Origin of the sequence: Curtobacterium sp. NPDC086286 (assembly GCF_044746255.1) — a bacterium.
Taxonomy (GTDB): Bacteria; Actinomycetota; Actinomycetes; order Actinomycetales; family Microbacteriaceae; genus Curtobacterium.
Genome location: NZ_JBIVBW010000008.1, coordinates 173,917 through 188,878 on the forward strand (window position 1 = coordinate 173,917; position 14,962 = coordinate 188,878).

Sequence of the window (14,962 nt, forward strand, 5' to 3'; positions counted from 1 at the left end):
CACGCACACGCCCGGGTACCCGGGGGCCCCCCCGCGGGGGGGGGGGGCCCCCCGGCGGGGGGCCCCCCGCGGCGCGGGCCCGCCCCCCGCCCCCCCCCCCCCCCCGGGCGGGGGGGGGGGGGGGGGGCCCCCCCCCCCCCCCGCCTCCTGTCTGTCCGTGCGTTCTCCTACGATGGGAGCCAACGGAACAACAGATGCGGAATCCAGGCTGCGGCCTGTTCCACGAGGGGGAGTCATGGAAGTCCTGTTCGCGCTCGGAGCCGTCCCGCTGATCGTCGTGGGGGTCGTCGTCCTGGCGGTCATCGTGCTGATCTACGCGAAGCTCGTCTACCGCAACGCCGGCGCCGACGAAGCGCTCATCATCACCGGCAAGCGCTCCCGCAAGGTGAAGAACCCCGACGGCACCGAGACGGTCGAGTCCGGGATCAAGGTCGTCCTCGGCGCCGGTGTCCTGGTCCGGCCGTTCTTCGAGCGCGTCGCCAAGATCTCGCTGAGCTCGCGCGCGATCGACATCAACGTGAACGCGCAGGACTCCCGCGGCGTGACCATCGACGTCGAGGCCGTGGCGCTCGTCAAGGTGGGCGAGGCCGACGCGTCGATCCGGGCCGCCGCGCAGCGGTTCCTCGGCCAGGAGAAGAAGATCGACGACTTCGCGCGCGAGGTCCTGTCCGGTTCCCTCCGTGCCTCGATCGGTGCGACCGACGTGTCGACCATCATCCGCAACCGCGACCAGCTCACCGTCGCCGTGCTCGACGTCGCGAAGGACGCCCTGCACAGCCAGGGACTCGACGTCGACTCGTTCGAGATCAAGGGCATCTCGGACCGCAACGACTACATCAGCGACCTCGGACGTGCCGAGCGCGCGCGGGTCCGGCTCGAGGCCGAGAACGCCGAGGCCCAGGCCGACCGCGAAGCGCGTGAAGCCCGTGCCACGGCCGACCAGGCCATCGCCGAGGCGGAGAACACCCTCGCGATCCGTCGGGCCGCGCTGCAGCTCGACGCCGACCGTGCCTCCGCCGAAGCCGCCGCCGCTGGCCCGCTCGCCCAGGCCCGCGCGGCGCAGGGCGTCGTCGAGCAGGAGCAGCTGACCGCGCAGAAGCGTGCCGAACTCCGCCGTGCCGAGCTCGAGTCCGAGGTCTCCGCGGTGGCCGAGGCGCAGGCGCGCAAGACCCGCGTCGAGGCCGAGGCGGCCGCCGCTGCCCAGGTCGAGACCGCACGTGCCCAGGCAGAGGCCCGACGCATCTCGGCCGAGGCGATCGCCGCCGAGGCCCAGGCCGAGTCCGAGGCGCGCAAGCTCGCGGCCGACGCCTCCCGCGCCGAGGGTGAAGCCGCCGCCGACGCGATCCGCGCCAAGGGCAAGGCCGAGGCCGACGCCACGAAGGCACAGGCGGACGCACTCGCCCAGCACTCCGAGGCCGTCCTCCGGGTGAAGGCGATCGAGACGCTGCCGAGCATCGCCCGCGAGCTCGCGGCCCCGATGGGCAACATCGACAAGCTGACCGTCGTGTCCTCCGACGGCGCCGGAGCGCTCTCGAAGAGCGTGGTCAGTCAGTTCAGCGAAGTCGACGCCCTGCTCGGGACGACGGCCGGCTTCACGCTGAGCGACATCGTCAAGAGCACCACGACGGGGCAGGCCGCAGCCCGCGCCGTCGTGCGTGAGCAGGAGTCCGCGGCGGCCGAGTAGCCGAACCGTCGTCCGGTGCGGGCGCGGCGGGGGTCAGTCCTCGTCGCGCCCGTCGTCGTCGCGGCGGTCGCGCTGCTGCCCGCCGGCGTCCTCGCGCTCACCGAAGCCGTCGTGTCCGTCCCGGCGCTGGTCCGCCAGACGCTGCTGCCAGACGACGCTGCGGGCGGCTCCCTCGAGGACGTCGTCGACGCTCCGGCCGGTCTGCGCGGCGAGGGCACCGCTGAGGCCCGCGGTGAGCGTGCCCCCGGCCGACGCCAGTCGTTCGACCACCTGCTCCTGCCGTTCGGTCAACGGTTCGTCGATCATCTCGTCGATGGTGTCGCGGATGTTCTGTTCGCTCGCGTCCAGGGCCGCCTCGTCGCCCGAGTGCAGTGCTGCTGCCTCGCCGACGACGACGAGTCCGAGCCGCGCAGCGTCGTCTTCCGGACGCTGGCCTTCGTGCTCGTCAGTCATGTGCGGGACGGTACGCTCGACCGGGTCACGCTTCCTGGACAGCGGGGTACGTGGGTTCTTCCCCCGGCGGCAGTCCTCCCCACCGTCGCAGCAGCCACTCGGCGGCCGCCAGCCCCTCGCGTCGTTGGAAGTCCCGGAGCGTCGGCATGTGCGGGATCGCCGGGCGGGACGCCTTCTCGAAGAACGTCCCGGCGAGCCCGGCGAGGACCGCGTCCACGCTCGACGCCGGCACCCCCGCGAACACCCGGTGGGTGGCGAGGTGGTGCTCGACGTCGGCGTCCTCGCCGCGCACCAGCACGTCGAGCAGGTAGGTGAGCGGGTCGAGCCAGTGCGCGCCGACGGCCGCCCACGGCCAGTCGATGACCCAGACGACACCGTCCGCGTCGACGAGCAGGTTGTCGGCGCGGCAGTCGACGTGCGCCAGGGAACCTCCGTCGACGGCCGCCGCGGCGTCGCGTGCCGCCCGCGCCATCGCAGGGGCAGCGGCGACCACGTGCGCCGGGACGACGTCGGGGAAGCCTGAAGCGGCCATCCGGTCCCAGGCGCCGAAGTCCTCGACGAGGTCGTCCGCGACGCGCGGGAGCTGTGCGAGCGTCCCGGTGGCGGTCGGCAGCGTGTCGAGTGCGTCGAGCACTGCGGTGACGTCGGACCCGTCGCCCGCCGTGCCGGGGTGGTGTCCGTCCACGTCCTCGATGACGAGGGCAATCCAGTCGTCGCCGTCGACGGTCTCGCGCACGGTGTCGATCAGCCGAGGCGCCTGCACGGCACCGGGCAGGTGGCCCATGACCTCGGCCTCGCGCTCGTGCATCCCGAAGCCGTCCGGGTTCCGCGACCGCGAGAGCGTCTTCACGAACGCTCGTCGACCGTCCCCGGTGACCACCCGGTCGGCGCCACCGGGGGAGTACCCACCCGCCTGTGACTCGGCCTGTGCCACCGCGCCCCCGAGCACCGTCTCGATGCGCTCCCGCAGGACTGCCGGCACATCGCTCCACGTCGTCCGCCCCATCCGGCCCACGGTACCTGAGGAGGCGTTCACAAACATGCACAATGGGAAAGATTGCGTTGGTAGCAAAGGTGCTCGTGGTGTAAAGTTGCAGCGTCTGCAAGGTTGACCCGCCGTCACCGGCCCGCCACGACGCCCTGGCGTCCCTCGCGACCACGACCACCACACGCACCCCTGAAGGACCCCCATGTCTACTGCCACCGCACCCGTCGAGGTGTCGCGCGGACGACCGAGCTCCCCGGCCGGCCAGCCGGGGAAGCCGATCATGTCGCACCGCCAGATCCTCCTCGTCATCTACGGCCTCATGGCCGGCATGTTCCTCTCGTCGCTCGACCAGACGATCGTCGGCACGGCCATCCGCACCATCGGCGACGACCTGCACGGTCTCGACCAGCAGGCCTGGGTCACCACGGCGTACCTGATCGCGTCGACGATCACCACGCCGATCTACGGCAAGCTCTCCGACGTCTTCGGCCGTCGTCCCCTCTACATCTTCGGCATCGCGGTCTTCATCATCGGCTCGCTGCTCTCGACCATGTCGATGTCGATGATCATGCTCGCCGCGTTCCGTGCCTTCCAGGGCATCGGTGCCGGTGCGCTGATGTCCCTGCCGCTCGCGATCATGGGTGACATCCTCGCTCCCCGCGAGCGCGCGAAGTACCAGGGGTACTTCCTGGCCGTCTTCGGCATCTCCTCGGTCATCGGTCCGCTCATCGGCGGGCTCTTCTCCGGCGCGTCGACCATCCTCGGCGTCACCGGCTGGCGCTGGGTCTTCCTGATCAACGTCCCGATCGGCATCGCGGCGCTCCTCATGGTCATCGCGTTCCTGCACCTGCCGAAGTTCGGCGACGCCAAGGCGAAGCCGCGCATCGACTGGTGGGGCGCGACCTCGGTCATCGTGACCCTCGTCCCGCTCCTGCTCGTGGCCGAACAGGGCCGCACCTGGGGCTGGGGCTCGGCCGCCGCGATCGCCTGCTACGTCATCGGTGCCCTCGGCCTGGTCGCCTTCCTCGTCATCGAGACGCTCATGAAGGACGACGCGATCATCCCGCTGAAGCTCTTCCGCTCGGGCGTCTTCTCGATGGCCACGATCCTCGGCTTCCTCGTGGGCTTCGCGATGTTCGGCGCCATGCTGACCATCCCGCTGTACCTGCAGATCGTCACGGGTCTCACCCCGACCGAGTCCGGCTTCGCGACCCTGCCGATGATCGGTGGGCTCATGATCGCCTCGATCGCCTCCGGCCAGATCGTCGCCCGCACCGGCAAGTACCGGATCTTCCCGGTGATCGGCACCGCGCTCGTCTCGCTCGGCTACGTCGTCCTGACGTTCATGACCATCGACAAGCCGCTCTGGTTCCTGATGATCGGCATGTTCCTCATCGGGCTCGGCCTCGGCCAGCTCATGCAGAGCATCACCCTCGCCTCGCAGAACTCCGTGCAGCCGCGTGACATGGGTGTGGCGACCAGCTCGGCGACGTTCTTCCGCCAGATCGGTGGAACGCTCGGCACCGCGGTGCTCCTGAGCGTCCTGTTCTCGATCATGCCGGCGAACATCCTGCACGCCACGGCCGACCAGAAGAACCTGACCGGCGCGCTCGACGCCGCGCTCAACCCGACGGTCGCCAGTGCCAAGGCGAACCAGGGCGTCATGGACCAGATCTGGAACCCGATCGTCACCCCGATCAAGCAGCAGGTCCAGTCCGGGCTCGACCAGGCCACCGCGCAGGTGACCCAGGCCACGGCCGGCGCTCCCGAGGCCGTGCAGCAGCAGGCGCTCACCGCCGCCGCCGACAAGGCCCACGCGTCCGTGCAGGACGGCAAGCTCGTCGTCGACTGGTCCGACTCGGCCCAGCGCACGTACTGGGTGGACGACCTCGCCCCGGCGCTGTCGAAGCAGATCGACAAGGGCACGAGCGACAAGGGCGCGTCGAGCAGCGAGACGAGCGACACGTCCTACCTGAACGGTGCGGACGCCGCGCTCACCAGGCCCTTCATGACCGGGTTCAACTCGTCGGCCGTCACGGTCTACTGGGTCGGCTTCGCGGTCATCCTGCTCGCCTTCGTCCTGAGCTGGTTCTTCAAGGCGCCGCCGCTCCGCAAGAGCTCGGCCCTGCAGGAGCAGGCGGACAACGAGGGCACGGCTGACGGCCTCGAGGTCCAGGCGGTCAAGGCCGCCGACACCATGGGCTCGCCGACCGCTCCCGTCACCGGTTCGATCCCCGTCCAGCGGGGCGCGTCGGACCGCTAGGCCGCACGGGGCCTCCCGCCACCGCGGGAGGCCCCGTCGTCCGTCCGAGGAGCCACCACGTGACCACCACCGAAGCCCCCGCCCCCGCCCCCGGCGACAGCGGCCTGCGGGAGCGCAAGAAGCAGCAGACCCGGGCCGCCATCCACCGGTCCGCGCTCGAGCTCGTCACCGATCGCGGGCTCGCCGGCGTCACGGTCGAGGAGATCTGCGCCGCCGCCGGCGTCTCGCCCCGCACGTTCTTCAACTACTTCCCGTCCAAGGGCAATGCCGCCCTCGGCCTCCCCGCGACCACCGTCCCGGACCCCGCCCGCGCGACCTTCCTCGCCGGTGCGGGCACGCTCGTGTCCGACCTCTGCGACCTCGTCGCGCAGACCGTGACCCTGCCCGAGGACCGCCGCCGGATGAAGTCGCTCGTGCAGGCGCGGCCCGAGATGGTCCCGACGATGCTGCAGTGGATGGCCGAGGCCCGGTCGGCGATCGTCGAGGTCGCCGCCGAACGCACCGACGCCGAGTCGGCGCGGACCGCCGTCACGCTCGTCATGGCCGCCGTCATCGAGGTCGCGCACCGGTTCTCGGTCGCGTCCCGCGACGAGCTGGCGGACCGGCTCCGCGGCGTGGTCGCGGAGATGGGGCGGCTCGCCGCCGTCTGAGCAGCGCGACCACGTCCAGGAGGGGGCCCCACCGGCCGGTGCCGGCGCGACACGCCAGCGGTGTGGCGGCCGTGTCCGGAGTGACGGTGCGGGTCCGACCCGCACCGCGCCTCCTGTCTGTCTGCCTGCCGTCGCGTGCTGTCATCCGATCACTCACCGCGCATCGTGGCTGAAACATCCAGAAATTGGACCTTGACAGCGGAGACATAGGATGTTTCGATGAGTCCGTTCGGCCGACGGAGACCGAACGGGTAGGAGACACGATGAGCCGCATCACCGGTCTGCGCGTCCGCGACGTCCGGTTCCCGACCTCCCGGGACCACGACGGATCCGACGCCATGAACCCGGCGCCCGACTACTCCGCCGCCTACGTCGAGATCGCGACCGACGCCCTGGACGGGCACGTCGGCACCGCCTTCGTCTTCACGATCGGCCGCGGCAACGAGGTGCAGGAAGCAGCGATCGCCGCCCTCCGCGAGCACGTCGTCGGCGCGGACGCCGAATCGGTCCTCTCGGACATGGGCGGGACGTGGCGCACGCTCGTCCACGACTCGCAGCTCCGGTGGCTCGGGCCCGAGAAGGGCGTGATGCACATGGCGATCGGCGCCGTGGTGAACGCCCTCTGGGACCTCCGGGCGAAGCGCGCCGGGCAGCCGCTCTGGGCGCTGCTCGCCGAGCTCAGCCCTGACGAGCTCGTCGACCTGGTGGACTTCCGGTACCTCTCCGACGCCATCACCCCGGCCGACGCACGGGAACTGTTCGAGGCCGCTGTGCCGCTCCGTGCCGAGCGCCGACGCCGCCTCGAGCACGAGGGCTACCCGGCGTACACCACCACCCCCGGCTGGCTCGGCTACGACGACGAGAAGCTCGCCCGCCTCTGCCGCGAGGCCGTCGACGAGGGCTTCACCCAGATCAAGCTCAAGGTCGGCGGGGACATCGACGAGGACGTCCGACGGCTCGGGATCGCCCGCGCCACGGTCGGTCCGGACATCCGGATCGCGATCGACGCCAACCAGCGCTGGGACGTCGACGAGGCGGTCACGTGGATCGAGCGGCTCCGCCCGTTCGACATCGCGTGGGTCGAGGAGCCCACGAGCCCCGACGACGTCCTCGGACACGCCGAGATCGCCCGCCGCATCGCACCGATCCCGGTGGCGACGGGGGAGCACATGGCGAACCGCGTGATCGCGAAGCAGCTCATCCAGGCGGACGCGATGTCGGTGCTCCAGATCGACGCCACGCGGGTCGCCGGGGTGAACGAGAACCTCGCGATCCTGCTCCTCGCCGCCAAGTACGGCGTCCGCGTCTGCCCGCACGCCGGCGGGGTCGGTCTGTGCGAGGCGGTGCAGCACCTCTCGATGTTCGACGCCGTCGCGCTCACCGGCGACCTCGACACCCGCTGCATCGAGTTCGTCGACCACCTGCACGAGCACTTCGTGACACCGGTCGACGTGCACGACGGCCGCTACTGGCCGCCCACCGCTCCCGGCGCGGGCACCGAGATGCACGCCGCCACGCTCGAGGACCACGCGTTCCCCGACGGCCCGGTCTGGGCCGCCGTCGACGCGAGCGTCCCGGACGCCGTCCGCGTCGCCTGACGCACACCGACCCCGTCCGCGTCGCCTGACGCACCCCGACCCCGTCCGCGTGGCCTGACGCACCCCGACCCCGTCCGCGTCGCCTGACGCACACCGACCCCGTCCGCGTCGCCTGACGCACCCCGATCGCGACGCCCGACGCCCCTGACCCGCACCACGTTCCTCCCGAACCGAACCCCCCACCCTGATCACCACGACGAAGTGGAGACTCCGATGCACCGACGCCGAATCGTCGCGGGGCTGGCGGCAGCCGCCGCCACCGCGCTCGTCCTCGCTGGTTGTTCCTCCGGCAGCAGTGCCGGCGGCAGCCAGTCCAAGGACGCCATGACCTGGTCCATGTGGATCGCCGGGAAGGAGGACAAGGCCGCCTGGCAGAAGGTCGCCGACACCGTGAAGAGCGAGGACGGCATCACCCTGACGATCCAGGGCGCCCCGTTCGAGAACTACTTCACGAAGCTCAGCACGCAGCTCAGCGCCGGCAGCGCCCAGTGCATCGTGAGCATGCAGTCGCTCCGCGCGGCGAACTACACGTCATCGCTCCTGTCGCTCGACGACCTCGCGAAGAAAGACGGCCTCGACCTGTCGGCGTACGACAGCACGGCGCTCGACGGCATGAAGGTCGACGGCAAGCTCTACGGTCTGCCGTACGACACCGGGCCCATCCTGATGTTCTACAACAAGGACCTCTTCAAGCAGGCCGGCGTGGCCGACCCCGAGCCCGGGTGGACCACCGACGACTTCGAGCAGGCCGGCGAGGCGCTCAAGGCGAAGGGCATCACCGAGTTCGGCTCGACCGTGGGCGACCTCAACATCGAGTCGATGATCTACGGCTACAACGGCGGCCGGGTGATCACGAAGGCCGGCAAGATCGACGCCACCGACACGAAGTTCGCGGACGGCCTGGACTGGCTCGCGAGCCTGGTGAAGAAGGGCTACGCGACGCAGGCCTCGTCCGACACCTCGACGCCCGGCAACGACTTCGCCGCCGGCAAGGTCGCGATGTACACGGACGGTCCGTGGTCGCTGATCAGCCAGAAGGCCAAGGTGAAGTTCGACCTCGGCGTCACGACGCTGCCGGCCGGGACCTCGGGCCCGTCGACCTTCGCCGCCGGTTCCGGCTTCGGTGTCTCGAAGCAGTGCAAGTACCCGGAGCAGGCGTTCAAGGCCGTCCAGACGATGACGAGCGAGAAGGTCCTGACGTCCCTCGCCGAGCAGGGGCGTGCCTTCCCGGCCCGCACCGCGGCGCAGGACGCGTGGTACTCCAGCGCCGGCATCGACGGGGCCGAGACCGCGCTCAAGGCGGCCCTCGCCAAGTCCTCGCCGCTCCCGGGCAACAAGCAGAGCGACCAGCTGGGCCAGCTCTTCACGCAGTACGCGCTCCAGGCGGTCAACGGACAGACGTCCGGCAAGGACACGATGTCCTCGATCGCCGGCCAGCTCGGCACGCAGTGACCGACGCGACCGACTGACGGACTGGAGGCGCGGGTCGACCCCGCCCCGCGCCTCCAGTCCGCCACCCCGACAGCAAGCACCCGCGAACGACGAGGAGGTCGTCGCATGACCACCATCCAGGATCCACCGGCGGTCCCCGCCGTCGCGACCGCGGTCGCGACGGGCACGGCCACGCCCCGCCCCAAGGGCGGTGACGCCGACGGCGTCGTCGGTCGGCGCTCGTGGTGGGGCGCCGCCTTCGCCGCGCCGCACTCCATCGGGCTGGTCGTCTTCACGGCGTTCCCGATCATCGCCTCCCTCGTCGTCAGCTTCATGAACTGGCCGATGCTCGGCGAGCGCAGCTTCGCCGGCATCGAGAACTACGCCAGGCTCTTCGCCGACCCGGTGTTCCGGACGGTGACGCTCAACACGGCCCTGTTCGTCGTGCTGTACGTGCCGCTCAACCTCGTCGTGTCGCTCGGGCTCGCCGCCTGGCTGACGCCGCGGATCGCCGGTCGACACGTCTTCCGCGTGCTGTTCTTCATCCCGACCATCACGCCGATCGTCGCGAACGTCGTGGTCTGGCGGATGCTCTACCAGCCGGGTGGCGCGATCGACGCCTCCCTGCAGTCGACGGTCGGCGTGCACGCGCCGAACTTCCTCGCCGACGAGCACTGGGCGATGCTCGCCATCGTCGCCATGAGCGTCTGGCAGGGCTTCGGGTACAACATGCTCATCTTCTCGGCGGCCCTCGACGCCGTGCCCGAGAACCAGATCGAGGCGTCGCAGCTCGACGGCGCGAACGCGTGGCAGACGTTCTGGGCGATCAAGTTCCCGCTCATCTCGCCGTCGGTGTTCTTCGCCACGATGATGACGCTGATCACCTCGTTCCAGGTGTTCGTGCAGCCGTTCGTCCTCACCAAGGGCGGACCGGGCACGGCGACGGAGACCCTCGTGCAGTACATCTACAACACGGGCTTCCAGAACCAGCAGCTCGGGCTGGCCTCCGCCGGTGCCTGGGTGCTGTTCGTCATCATCCTCGGGATCACGGCCGTCCAGTTCCTCGGGCAGAAGCGGTGGGTGCACTATGAGTGAGCTGACCAAGCCCCGCACGAGCGGGTTCACCACGTCGAACCGCACGGTCAACCCGCGGTCCGTGCCCCGGACCGCCTCGGCACCCCGGCCCGGACGGCTCCGGCACGCGATCGGCTACGCGCTCCTCTGCCTCGTCGCGCTGCTCTTCGTCTCGCCGCTCATCTACATGGTGGCGACGAGCCTCAAGCCGGCGGACCAGGTGTTCACCACGCCGCCGACGCTCTGGGGACGCTCGCTCGAGTGGGACAACTACGTCCAGGCGTTCACCTACCTGCCGTTCGCCCGCTTCATCCTGAACGGGATCTTCGTGGCGGCCGCCGGCACCGTGATCAACGTCGTCGTGGCCGTGCTCTCCGGGTACGCGTTCTCGCGGCTGCGCTGGCGGGGGCGGAACACCGTGTTCCTGCTCTTCCTCGTGACGCTGATGATCCCGCAGGACGTCCTCGTCATCCCGATGTACGTGATGATGCAGGGCTTCGGGTGGGTGGACACCTTCCAGGCGCTCATCGTCCCGTGGGCGTTCACGGCGCTCGGCGCGTTCCTGATCCGGCAGTTCTTCCTCACCGTGCCGCAGGAGCTCGACGACGCAGCACGCGTCGACGGCGCCGGCGCCATCCGGACCTTCGTCTCGGTGATGCTGCCGCTCGCCCGGCCGACGATGGCCGTGCTCGCGGTGTTCTCGTTCATCTCCTACTGGAACTCGTTCCTCTGGCCGCTCGTCGTGGTCAACGACGTCGAGGCCCACGGCACGATCCCGCTCGGCCTGCAGCAGTTCTTCGGGCAGCAGGGGTCCGAGTGGAACCTCGTGATGGCGGCCTCGGTGATCTCGATGCTCCCCACCGTGATCCTCCTCGTCCTGCTGCAGAAGCACCTCGTCAAGGGCATCGTCACCAGCGGCCTCGGCGGCCGGTGACGTGCTGTACTCGTGAAAGGAACACTGGCCACATGACCATCACCGCACCTGCAGAGCCGCAGACCGCGACCGATCGCTCCGGCCTGCCCGCGTGGTTCACCCACGACCGGTTCGGCATGTTCATCCACTGGGGGCTCTACGCCCTGCCGGCACGGCACGAGTGGGTGAAGAACCGCGAGCGGATCACCGACGCCGACTACCAGAAGTACTTCGACCACTTCGACCCGGACCTGTTCGACGCCGCCGACTGGGCGCGACGAGCACGTGAGGCGGGCATGAAGTACGTCGTCCTCACCACGAAGCACCACGAGGGCTTCGCGCTCTGGGACAGCGCACTGACCGACTACAAGTCCACCAACACCCCGTTCGGCCGCGACATCGTGCGCGAGTTCGTCGACGCCGTCCGCGCCGAGGGACTGCGGGTCGGGTTCTACCACTCGCTCATCGACTGGCACCACCCGGACTTCACGATCGACGGCGTGCACCCGAGGCGGGACGACGGCGACGAGGCGATCGCCGCGCTGAACGAGGGCCGGGACATGGCGCGCTACCGGGACTACCTGCACGGGCAGGTGACGGAGCTGTTGTCCGACTACGGGCGGATCGACTACCTGTTCTACGACTTCTCGTACCGCGACAACGACCACGAGGACATCTGGGGCGGCAAGGGCCGCGACGACTGGGGGTCCGAGGAGCTGTTGGCGCTGACCAAGCGGCTCCAGCCCGGCATCATCGTCAACGACCGGCTCGACCTGCCCGGGGACATCGTCACGCCGGAGCAGTACCAGCCGGACAAGCCGATGGAGGTCGACGGCGTCCAGGTGCCGTGGGAGGCCTGCCAGACCCTCAACGGCTCGTGGGGGTACGACCGCGACAACCTGAACGTCAAGAGCACCGACCTGCTCGTGCGCATGCTCGTCGACGGGGTCTCGAACAACGGGAACATGCTCCTCAACGTCGGGCCGACCGGTCGCGGCGAGTTCGACGGGGTCGCACGGACGGCGCTCGCCGGGATCGGCACGTGGATGCACCAGCACGCGCGGTCGGTGTACGGCGCCGGACCGTCGTCGTTCCGGGCGCCGGCGGGCACCGTCTACACGCAGAACGGGAACCGGCTGTACCTGCACCTCTTCACGTGGCCGTTCGAGCACGTGCACCTCGCCGACCTCGCCGGCCGGGTCGAGTACGCCCAGCTCCTGAACGACGCGTCGGAGATCCACTACCGCGAGATCGCGCCCGGCACCCGGGCGCAGAACACCGGCCTCGGTGGACAGCCCGCGGGGACGCTGACGCTCACCCTGCCGATCGTCCGGCCGGACGTGGCGGTGCCCGTGGTCGAGCTCTTCCTGCGCGACTGATGCAGCGCATCCTGACGAGGACCCGGCTGCGGGCGGGGAGCGAGGCGGCGTACGAACGCGTGCACGCCTCGGTCCCGCCCGCGCTGGCGGCACGGCTCCGCGCGGCCGGGGTGCAGGACTGGACGATCTGGCGGGACGGGCAGGACCTCGTGCACCTCGTCGAGGTCGACGACTACCGGGCGATGCGGAAGGCGCTCGCCGACGACCCCGTGAACGCCGAGTGGCAGGCGGTCGTGAACCCGTTGCTCGAGGCGGACGACGACTACTCCGGCGGCGACGACGGCATCCCCCGGGTGTGGTCGCTCGCGGACCAGGTGGACGCGTGACGGCCCCGGACCTCGACCGCGGACCGTTCTGGTTCGGCGGTGCGGGGATCGGCAACCTCTTGCGCGAGGTGTCCGACGACGAGGCGCGGGCCACGGTCGACGCCGCGTGGGAGGCCGGGGTCCGCGGGTTCGACACCGCGCCGCACTACGGACTCGGGCTGTCCGAGCGGCGACTCGGAGCGGCACTCGCCGAACGGCCGCGGTCCGACTACCTGGTGTCGACGAAGGTCGGACGCCTGCTCGTGCCCGGGCGGGGCGACGGGGACGACCTGGACTCCGGCGGGTTCGCGGTGCCGGACGACCTGGTCCGGCAGTGGGATCCCTCGCCGTCGGGCGTGCGGCGGTCCCTCGACGAGTCCCTCGGGCGGCTCGGGCTCGACCACGTGGACATCGCCTACCTGCACGACCCGGACGTGTACGCGCTGCGGGACGGGTTGACCCAGGCGCTGCCGACGCTCGTCGAGCTCCGGGACGAGGGAGTGGTGCGTGCGGTGGGCGTCGGGTCGAACTCCGTCGAGGCCCTCGAGGCAGCGGTCTCCACCGGCATGTGCGACGTGGTCATGCTCGCCGGCCGGTACACGCTGCTCGAGCAGCCCGCGGCGGCGCTGGTCGCACGGTGCGAGGACCTCGGGGTCGCCGTGGTCGCGGTCGGCGTCTACAACTCGGGGCTGCTCGGCCGGGACCGGCCGGACGCCTCGGCGACGTACGACTACGCGGCGGCGCCGGCGTCGCTCGTCGAACGGGCGAACGCGATCGCCGACGTGTGCGAACGGCACGGCGTCACGCTGCCGGAGGCCGCGCTCGCGTTCCCGCGCCGGGCGGCTGCGGTCCGGGCGATCGCCCTCGGTGCGCAGTCGGCGGAGCAGGTGCGCTCGAACGTCGCTCGGGCGGCCGCGACGGTGCCCGAGGCGCTCTGGGACGACCTGCGCGCGGCGGGCCTGCTCGCCGCCTGACGCGGGCGCCGCTCCGCGCGGCGGCCGGCCGGGCGCCCCGGCGCCGATCGCCGGCGCACAACGAAAGTCACCCCGAACCACGCGGATGCGCGGTTCGGGGTGACTTCGGTTGTGCGCCGGGTCGTGCCCGGCCACGTCCGACTAGCGGGTGCGGGCGCTCCGGCCGGCGAACCGCGTGTAGATGAACAGCACGATGACGGCGCCGATGATCGAGCCGATGATGCCTGCGGGCTGGAAGAAGCCGTCCATCGGGTCGTGCTGGAAGATCAGGAACCCGAGGAACCCGCCCACGAACGACCCGATGATGCCGAGCAGGATGGTCATGGGGATCGAGATGTGCTGCTTGCCGGGGACGATGAGCCGAGCGAGGGCGCCGGCGATGAGTCCGATGATGATCAAGCTGATGATGAGACCGATCACGGTTTCCTCCTCGTGGGTGCGGTTGCCGCGGCATGGTTGCCGGAGTCAGGGCCGACAACCGACCCAACTCGCACCTGCCTGGGAGGACTGCCGGGTTCAGTCGAGCGAGCGCCGCAGCCAGCGCTCCACACCCTCGACGTGCGCCACGACGAGCGCCTGCACGAGCTGCGGGTCGCGACGACGGATGGCGTCCACGATCGCCGCGTGCTCGTCGAGCGTGCGCTGCACGGAGCCGTTCTGCGTCAGGCCGCGCCAGACCCGCACCCGGACGGTCTTGCTCGACAGGGCGTCGAGCAGGCCGGACAGGTACTGGTTGCCGCCGATGCCCGCGATCGTCGAGTGGAACTGCAGGTCGTGGGCGACGAGGTCCTCGACGCCGGTGTCCTCGCCGACGGACTGCATGAGCGCGTGCAGGTCGTCGATCTGCTGCTCCGAGGCGCGGGCGGTCGCGAGGACGGCGGACGCGGGCTCGAGGATCCGCCGGACCTCGAGCAGGTCCACGAGCGAGCGGTCGTGGTGCATGTCGACGACGAAGGAGACCGCCTCGAGCAGGACGGTCGGCTCGAGCGACGTCACGTACGTGCCGTCGCCGCGCCGGACGTCGAGCACGCGGATGAGTTCGAGGGCCTTCACCGCTTCGCGGAGGCTGTTCCGCGACAGCCCGAGGGACTCGCTGAGCTCCTTCTCGGGCGGGAGGCGCTGCCCGGGTTGGAGCTCGCCGCTCACGATCATCTGCTGGATGCGTGCGATCGCATCGTCCGTCAGCGACGCCACGTCACCACCTCCTGCTCGGCCACTCGCCCACGCGAGCCGACACGACGACGATAGTC

Annotated in this window: 14 protein-coding genes; 10 read left to right on the top strand and 4 right to left on the bottom strand. The window is 70.6% G+C overall.

Annotated elements, in window-relative coordinates:
• Window positions 1–235: 235 nt before the first annotated feature.
• A complete protein-coding gene (locus ACIPKM_RS15515) occupies window positions 236–1,684 on the top strand; it encodes an SPFH domain-containing protein (RefSeq protein WP_402737051.1) in 1,449 nt (482 codons plus the stop codon).
• A gap of 33 nt (window positions 1,685–1,717) precedes the next feature.
• On the opposite strand, the gene ACIPKM_RS15520 is transcribed toward ACIPKM_RS15515, so the two are convergent.
• Both ACIPKM_RS15520 and ACIPKM_RS15525 read right to left on the bottom strand, forming a co-directional pair.
• Complete coding sequence (locus ACIPKM_RS15520; protein WP_071295846.1) at window positions 1,718–2,137, bottom strand: hypothetical protein; 420 nt, start codon at window positions 2,135–2,137, stop codon at window positions 1,718–1,720.
• A gap of 25 nt (window positions 2,138–2,162) precedes the next feature.
• Window positions 2,163–3,143 (bottom strand): hypothetical protein, encoded by a 981-nt coding sequence (locus ACIPKM_RS15525; protein ID WP_402737052.1) that lies wholly within the window; start codon window positions 3,141–3,143, stop codon window positions 2,163–2,165.
• 184 nt (window positions 3,144–3,327) lie between these two features.
• On the opposite strand from ACIPKM_RS15525, the gene ACIPKM_RS15530 reads away from it, so the two are divergent.
• The 9 genes from ACIPKM_RS15530 (at window position 3,328) to ACIPKM_RS15570 (ending at window position 13,712) form a co-directional block, all read left to right on the top strand.
• A complete protein-coding gene (locus ACIPKM_RS15530) occupies window positions 3,328–5,388 on the top strand; it encodes an MDR family MFS transporter (protein ID WP_261647415.1) in 2,061 nt (686 codons plus the stop codon).
• Between the two features lie 59 nt (window positions 5,389–5,447).
• A complete protein-coding gene (locus ACIPKM_RS15535) occupies window positions 5,448–6,038 on the top strand; it encodes a TetR/AcrR family transcriptional regulator (RefSeq protein WP_261647416.1) in 591 nt (196 codons plus the stop codon).
• 263 nt (window positions 6,039–6,301) lie between these two features.
• On the top strand, window positions 6,302–7,636 hold the full coding sequence (locus tag ACIPKM_RS15540; protein WP_402737053.1) for an enolase C-terminal domain-like protein: 1,335 nt from the start codon (window positions 6,302–6,304) through the stop codon (window positions 7,634–7,636).
• Window positions 7,637–7,849: 213 nt separating this feature from the next.
• Window positions 7,850–9,088: a sugar ABC transporter substrate-binding protein gene (locus ACIPKM_RS15545; protein WP_261647418.1), complete on the top strand. Its 1,239-nt coding sequence runs from the start codon at window positions 7,850–7,852 to the stop codon at window positions 9,086–9,088.
• A 105-nt stretch (window positions 9,089–9,193) separates the two neighbouring features.
• Complete coding sequence (locus ACIPKM_RS15550; protein ID WP_070417844.1) at window positions 9,194–10,162, top strand: carbohydrate ABC transporter permease; 969 nt, start codon at window positions 9,194–9,196, stop codon at window positions 10,160–10,162.
• On the top strand, window positions 10,155–11,075 hold the full coding sequence (locus ACIPKM_RS15555) for a carbohydrate ABC transporter permease (protein ID WP_070417845.1): 921 nt from the start codon (window positions 10,155–10,157) through the stop codon (window positions 11,073–11,075). The genes ACIPKM_RS15550 and ACIPKM_RS15555 overlap by 8 nt, the downstream gene beginning before the upstream one ends.
• Before the next feature lie 32 nt (window positions 11,076–11,107).
• On the top strand, window positions 11,108–12,433 hold the full coding sequence (locus ACIPKM_RS15560; protein WP_402737054.1) for an alpha-L-fucosidase: 1,326 nt from the start codon (window positions 11,108–11,110) through the stop codon (window positions 12,431–12,433).
• Window positions 12,433–12,759, top strand: coding sequence for an L-rhamnose mutarotase (locus ACIPKM_RS15565; protein WP_402737055.1), 327 nt, complete (start codon window positions 12,433–12,435; stop codon window positions 12,757–12,759). The genes ACIPKM_RS15560 and ACIPKM_RS15565 overlap by 1 nt, the downstream gene beginning before the upstream one ends.
• Entirely contained in the window at window positions 12,756–13,712 is a 957-nt protein-coding gene (locus tag ACIPKM_RS15570) for an aldo/keto reductase (RefSeq protein ID WP_402737056.1), read from the top strand. The genes ACIPKM_RS15565 and ACIPKM_RS15570 overlap by 4 nt, the downstream gene beginning before the upstream one ends.
• 141 nt (window positions 13,713–13,853) lie before the next feature.
• Here ACIPKM_RS15570 and ACIPKM_RS15575 read toward each other — a convergent pair whose 3' ends face one another.
• Both ACIPKM_RS15575 and ACIPKM_RS15580 read right to left on the bottom strand, forming a co-directional pair.
• Window positions 13,854–14,132: a GlsB/YeaQ/YmgE family stress response membrane protein gene (locus tag ACIPKM_RS15575; RefSeq protein WP_071295836.1), complete on the bottom strand. Its 279-nt coding sequence runs from the start codon at window positions 14,130–14,132 to the stop codon at window positions 13,854–13,856.
• A gap of 96 nt (window positions 14,133–14,228) precedes the next feature.
• Window positions 14,229–14,864: a FadR/GntR family transcriptional regulator gene (locus tag ACIPKM_RS15580; RefSeq protein ID WP_070419373.1), complete on the bottom strand. Its 636-nt coding sequence runs from the start codon at window positions 14,862–14,864 to the stop codon at window positions 14,229–14,231.
• Window positions 14,865–14,962: the final 98 nt, after the last annotated feature.

Excerpts from the sequence above, each read along its gene's own strand:
- ACIPKM_RS15515 (WP_402737051.1), top strand. The coding sequence starts at position 236 with ATGGAAGTCCTGTTCGCGCTCGGAGCCGTCCCGCTGATCGTCGTGGGG.
- ACIPKM_RS15520 (WP_071295846.1), bottom strand. The coding sequence starts at position 2,137 with ATGACTGACGAGCACGAAGGCCAGCGTCCGGAAGACGACGCTGCGCGG.
- ACIPKM_RS15525 (WP_402737052.1), bottom strand. The coding sequence starts at position 3,143 with ATGGGGCGGACGACGTGGAGCGATGTGCCGGCAGTCCTGCGGGAGCGC.
- ACIPKM_RS15530 (WP_261647415.1), top strand. The coding sequence starts at position 3,328 with ATGTCTACTGCCACCGCACCCGTCGAGGTGTCGCGCGGACGACCGAGC.
- ACIPKM_RS15540 (WP_402737053.1), top strand. The coding sequence starts at position 6,302 with ATGAGCCGCATCACCGGTCTGCGCGTCCGCGACGTCCGGTTCCCGACC.
- ACIPKM_RS15545 (WP_261647418.1), top strand. The coding sequence starts at position 7,850 with ATGCACCGACGCCGAATCGTCGCGGGGCTGGCGGCAGCCGCCGCCACC.
- ACIPKM_RS15550 (WP_070417844.1), top strand. The coding sequence starts at position 9,194 with ATGACCACCATCCAGGATCCACCGGCGGTCCCCGCCGTCGCGACCGCG.
- ACIPKM_RS15555 (WP_070417845.1), top strand. The coding sequence starts at position 10,155 with ATGAGTGAGCTGACCAAGCCCCGCACGAGCGGGTTCACCACGTCGAAC.
- ACIPKM_RS15560 (WP_402737054.1), top strand. The coding sequence starts at position 11,108 with ATGACCATCACCGCACCTGCAGAGCCGCAGACCGCGACCGATCGCTCC.
- ACIPKM_RS15565 (WP_402737055.1), top strand. The coding sequence starts at position 12,433 with ATGCAGCGCATCCTGACGAGGACCCGGCTGCGGGCGGGGAGCGAGGCG.
- ACIPKM_RS15580 (WP_070419373.1), bottom strand. The coding sequence starts at position 14,864 with ATGATCGTGAGCGGCGAGCTCCAACCCGGGCAGCGCCTCCCGCCCGAG.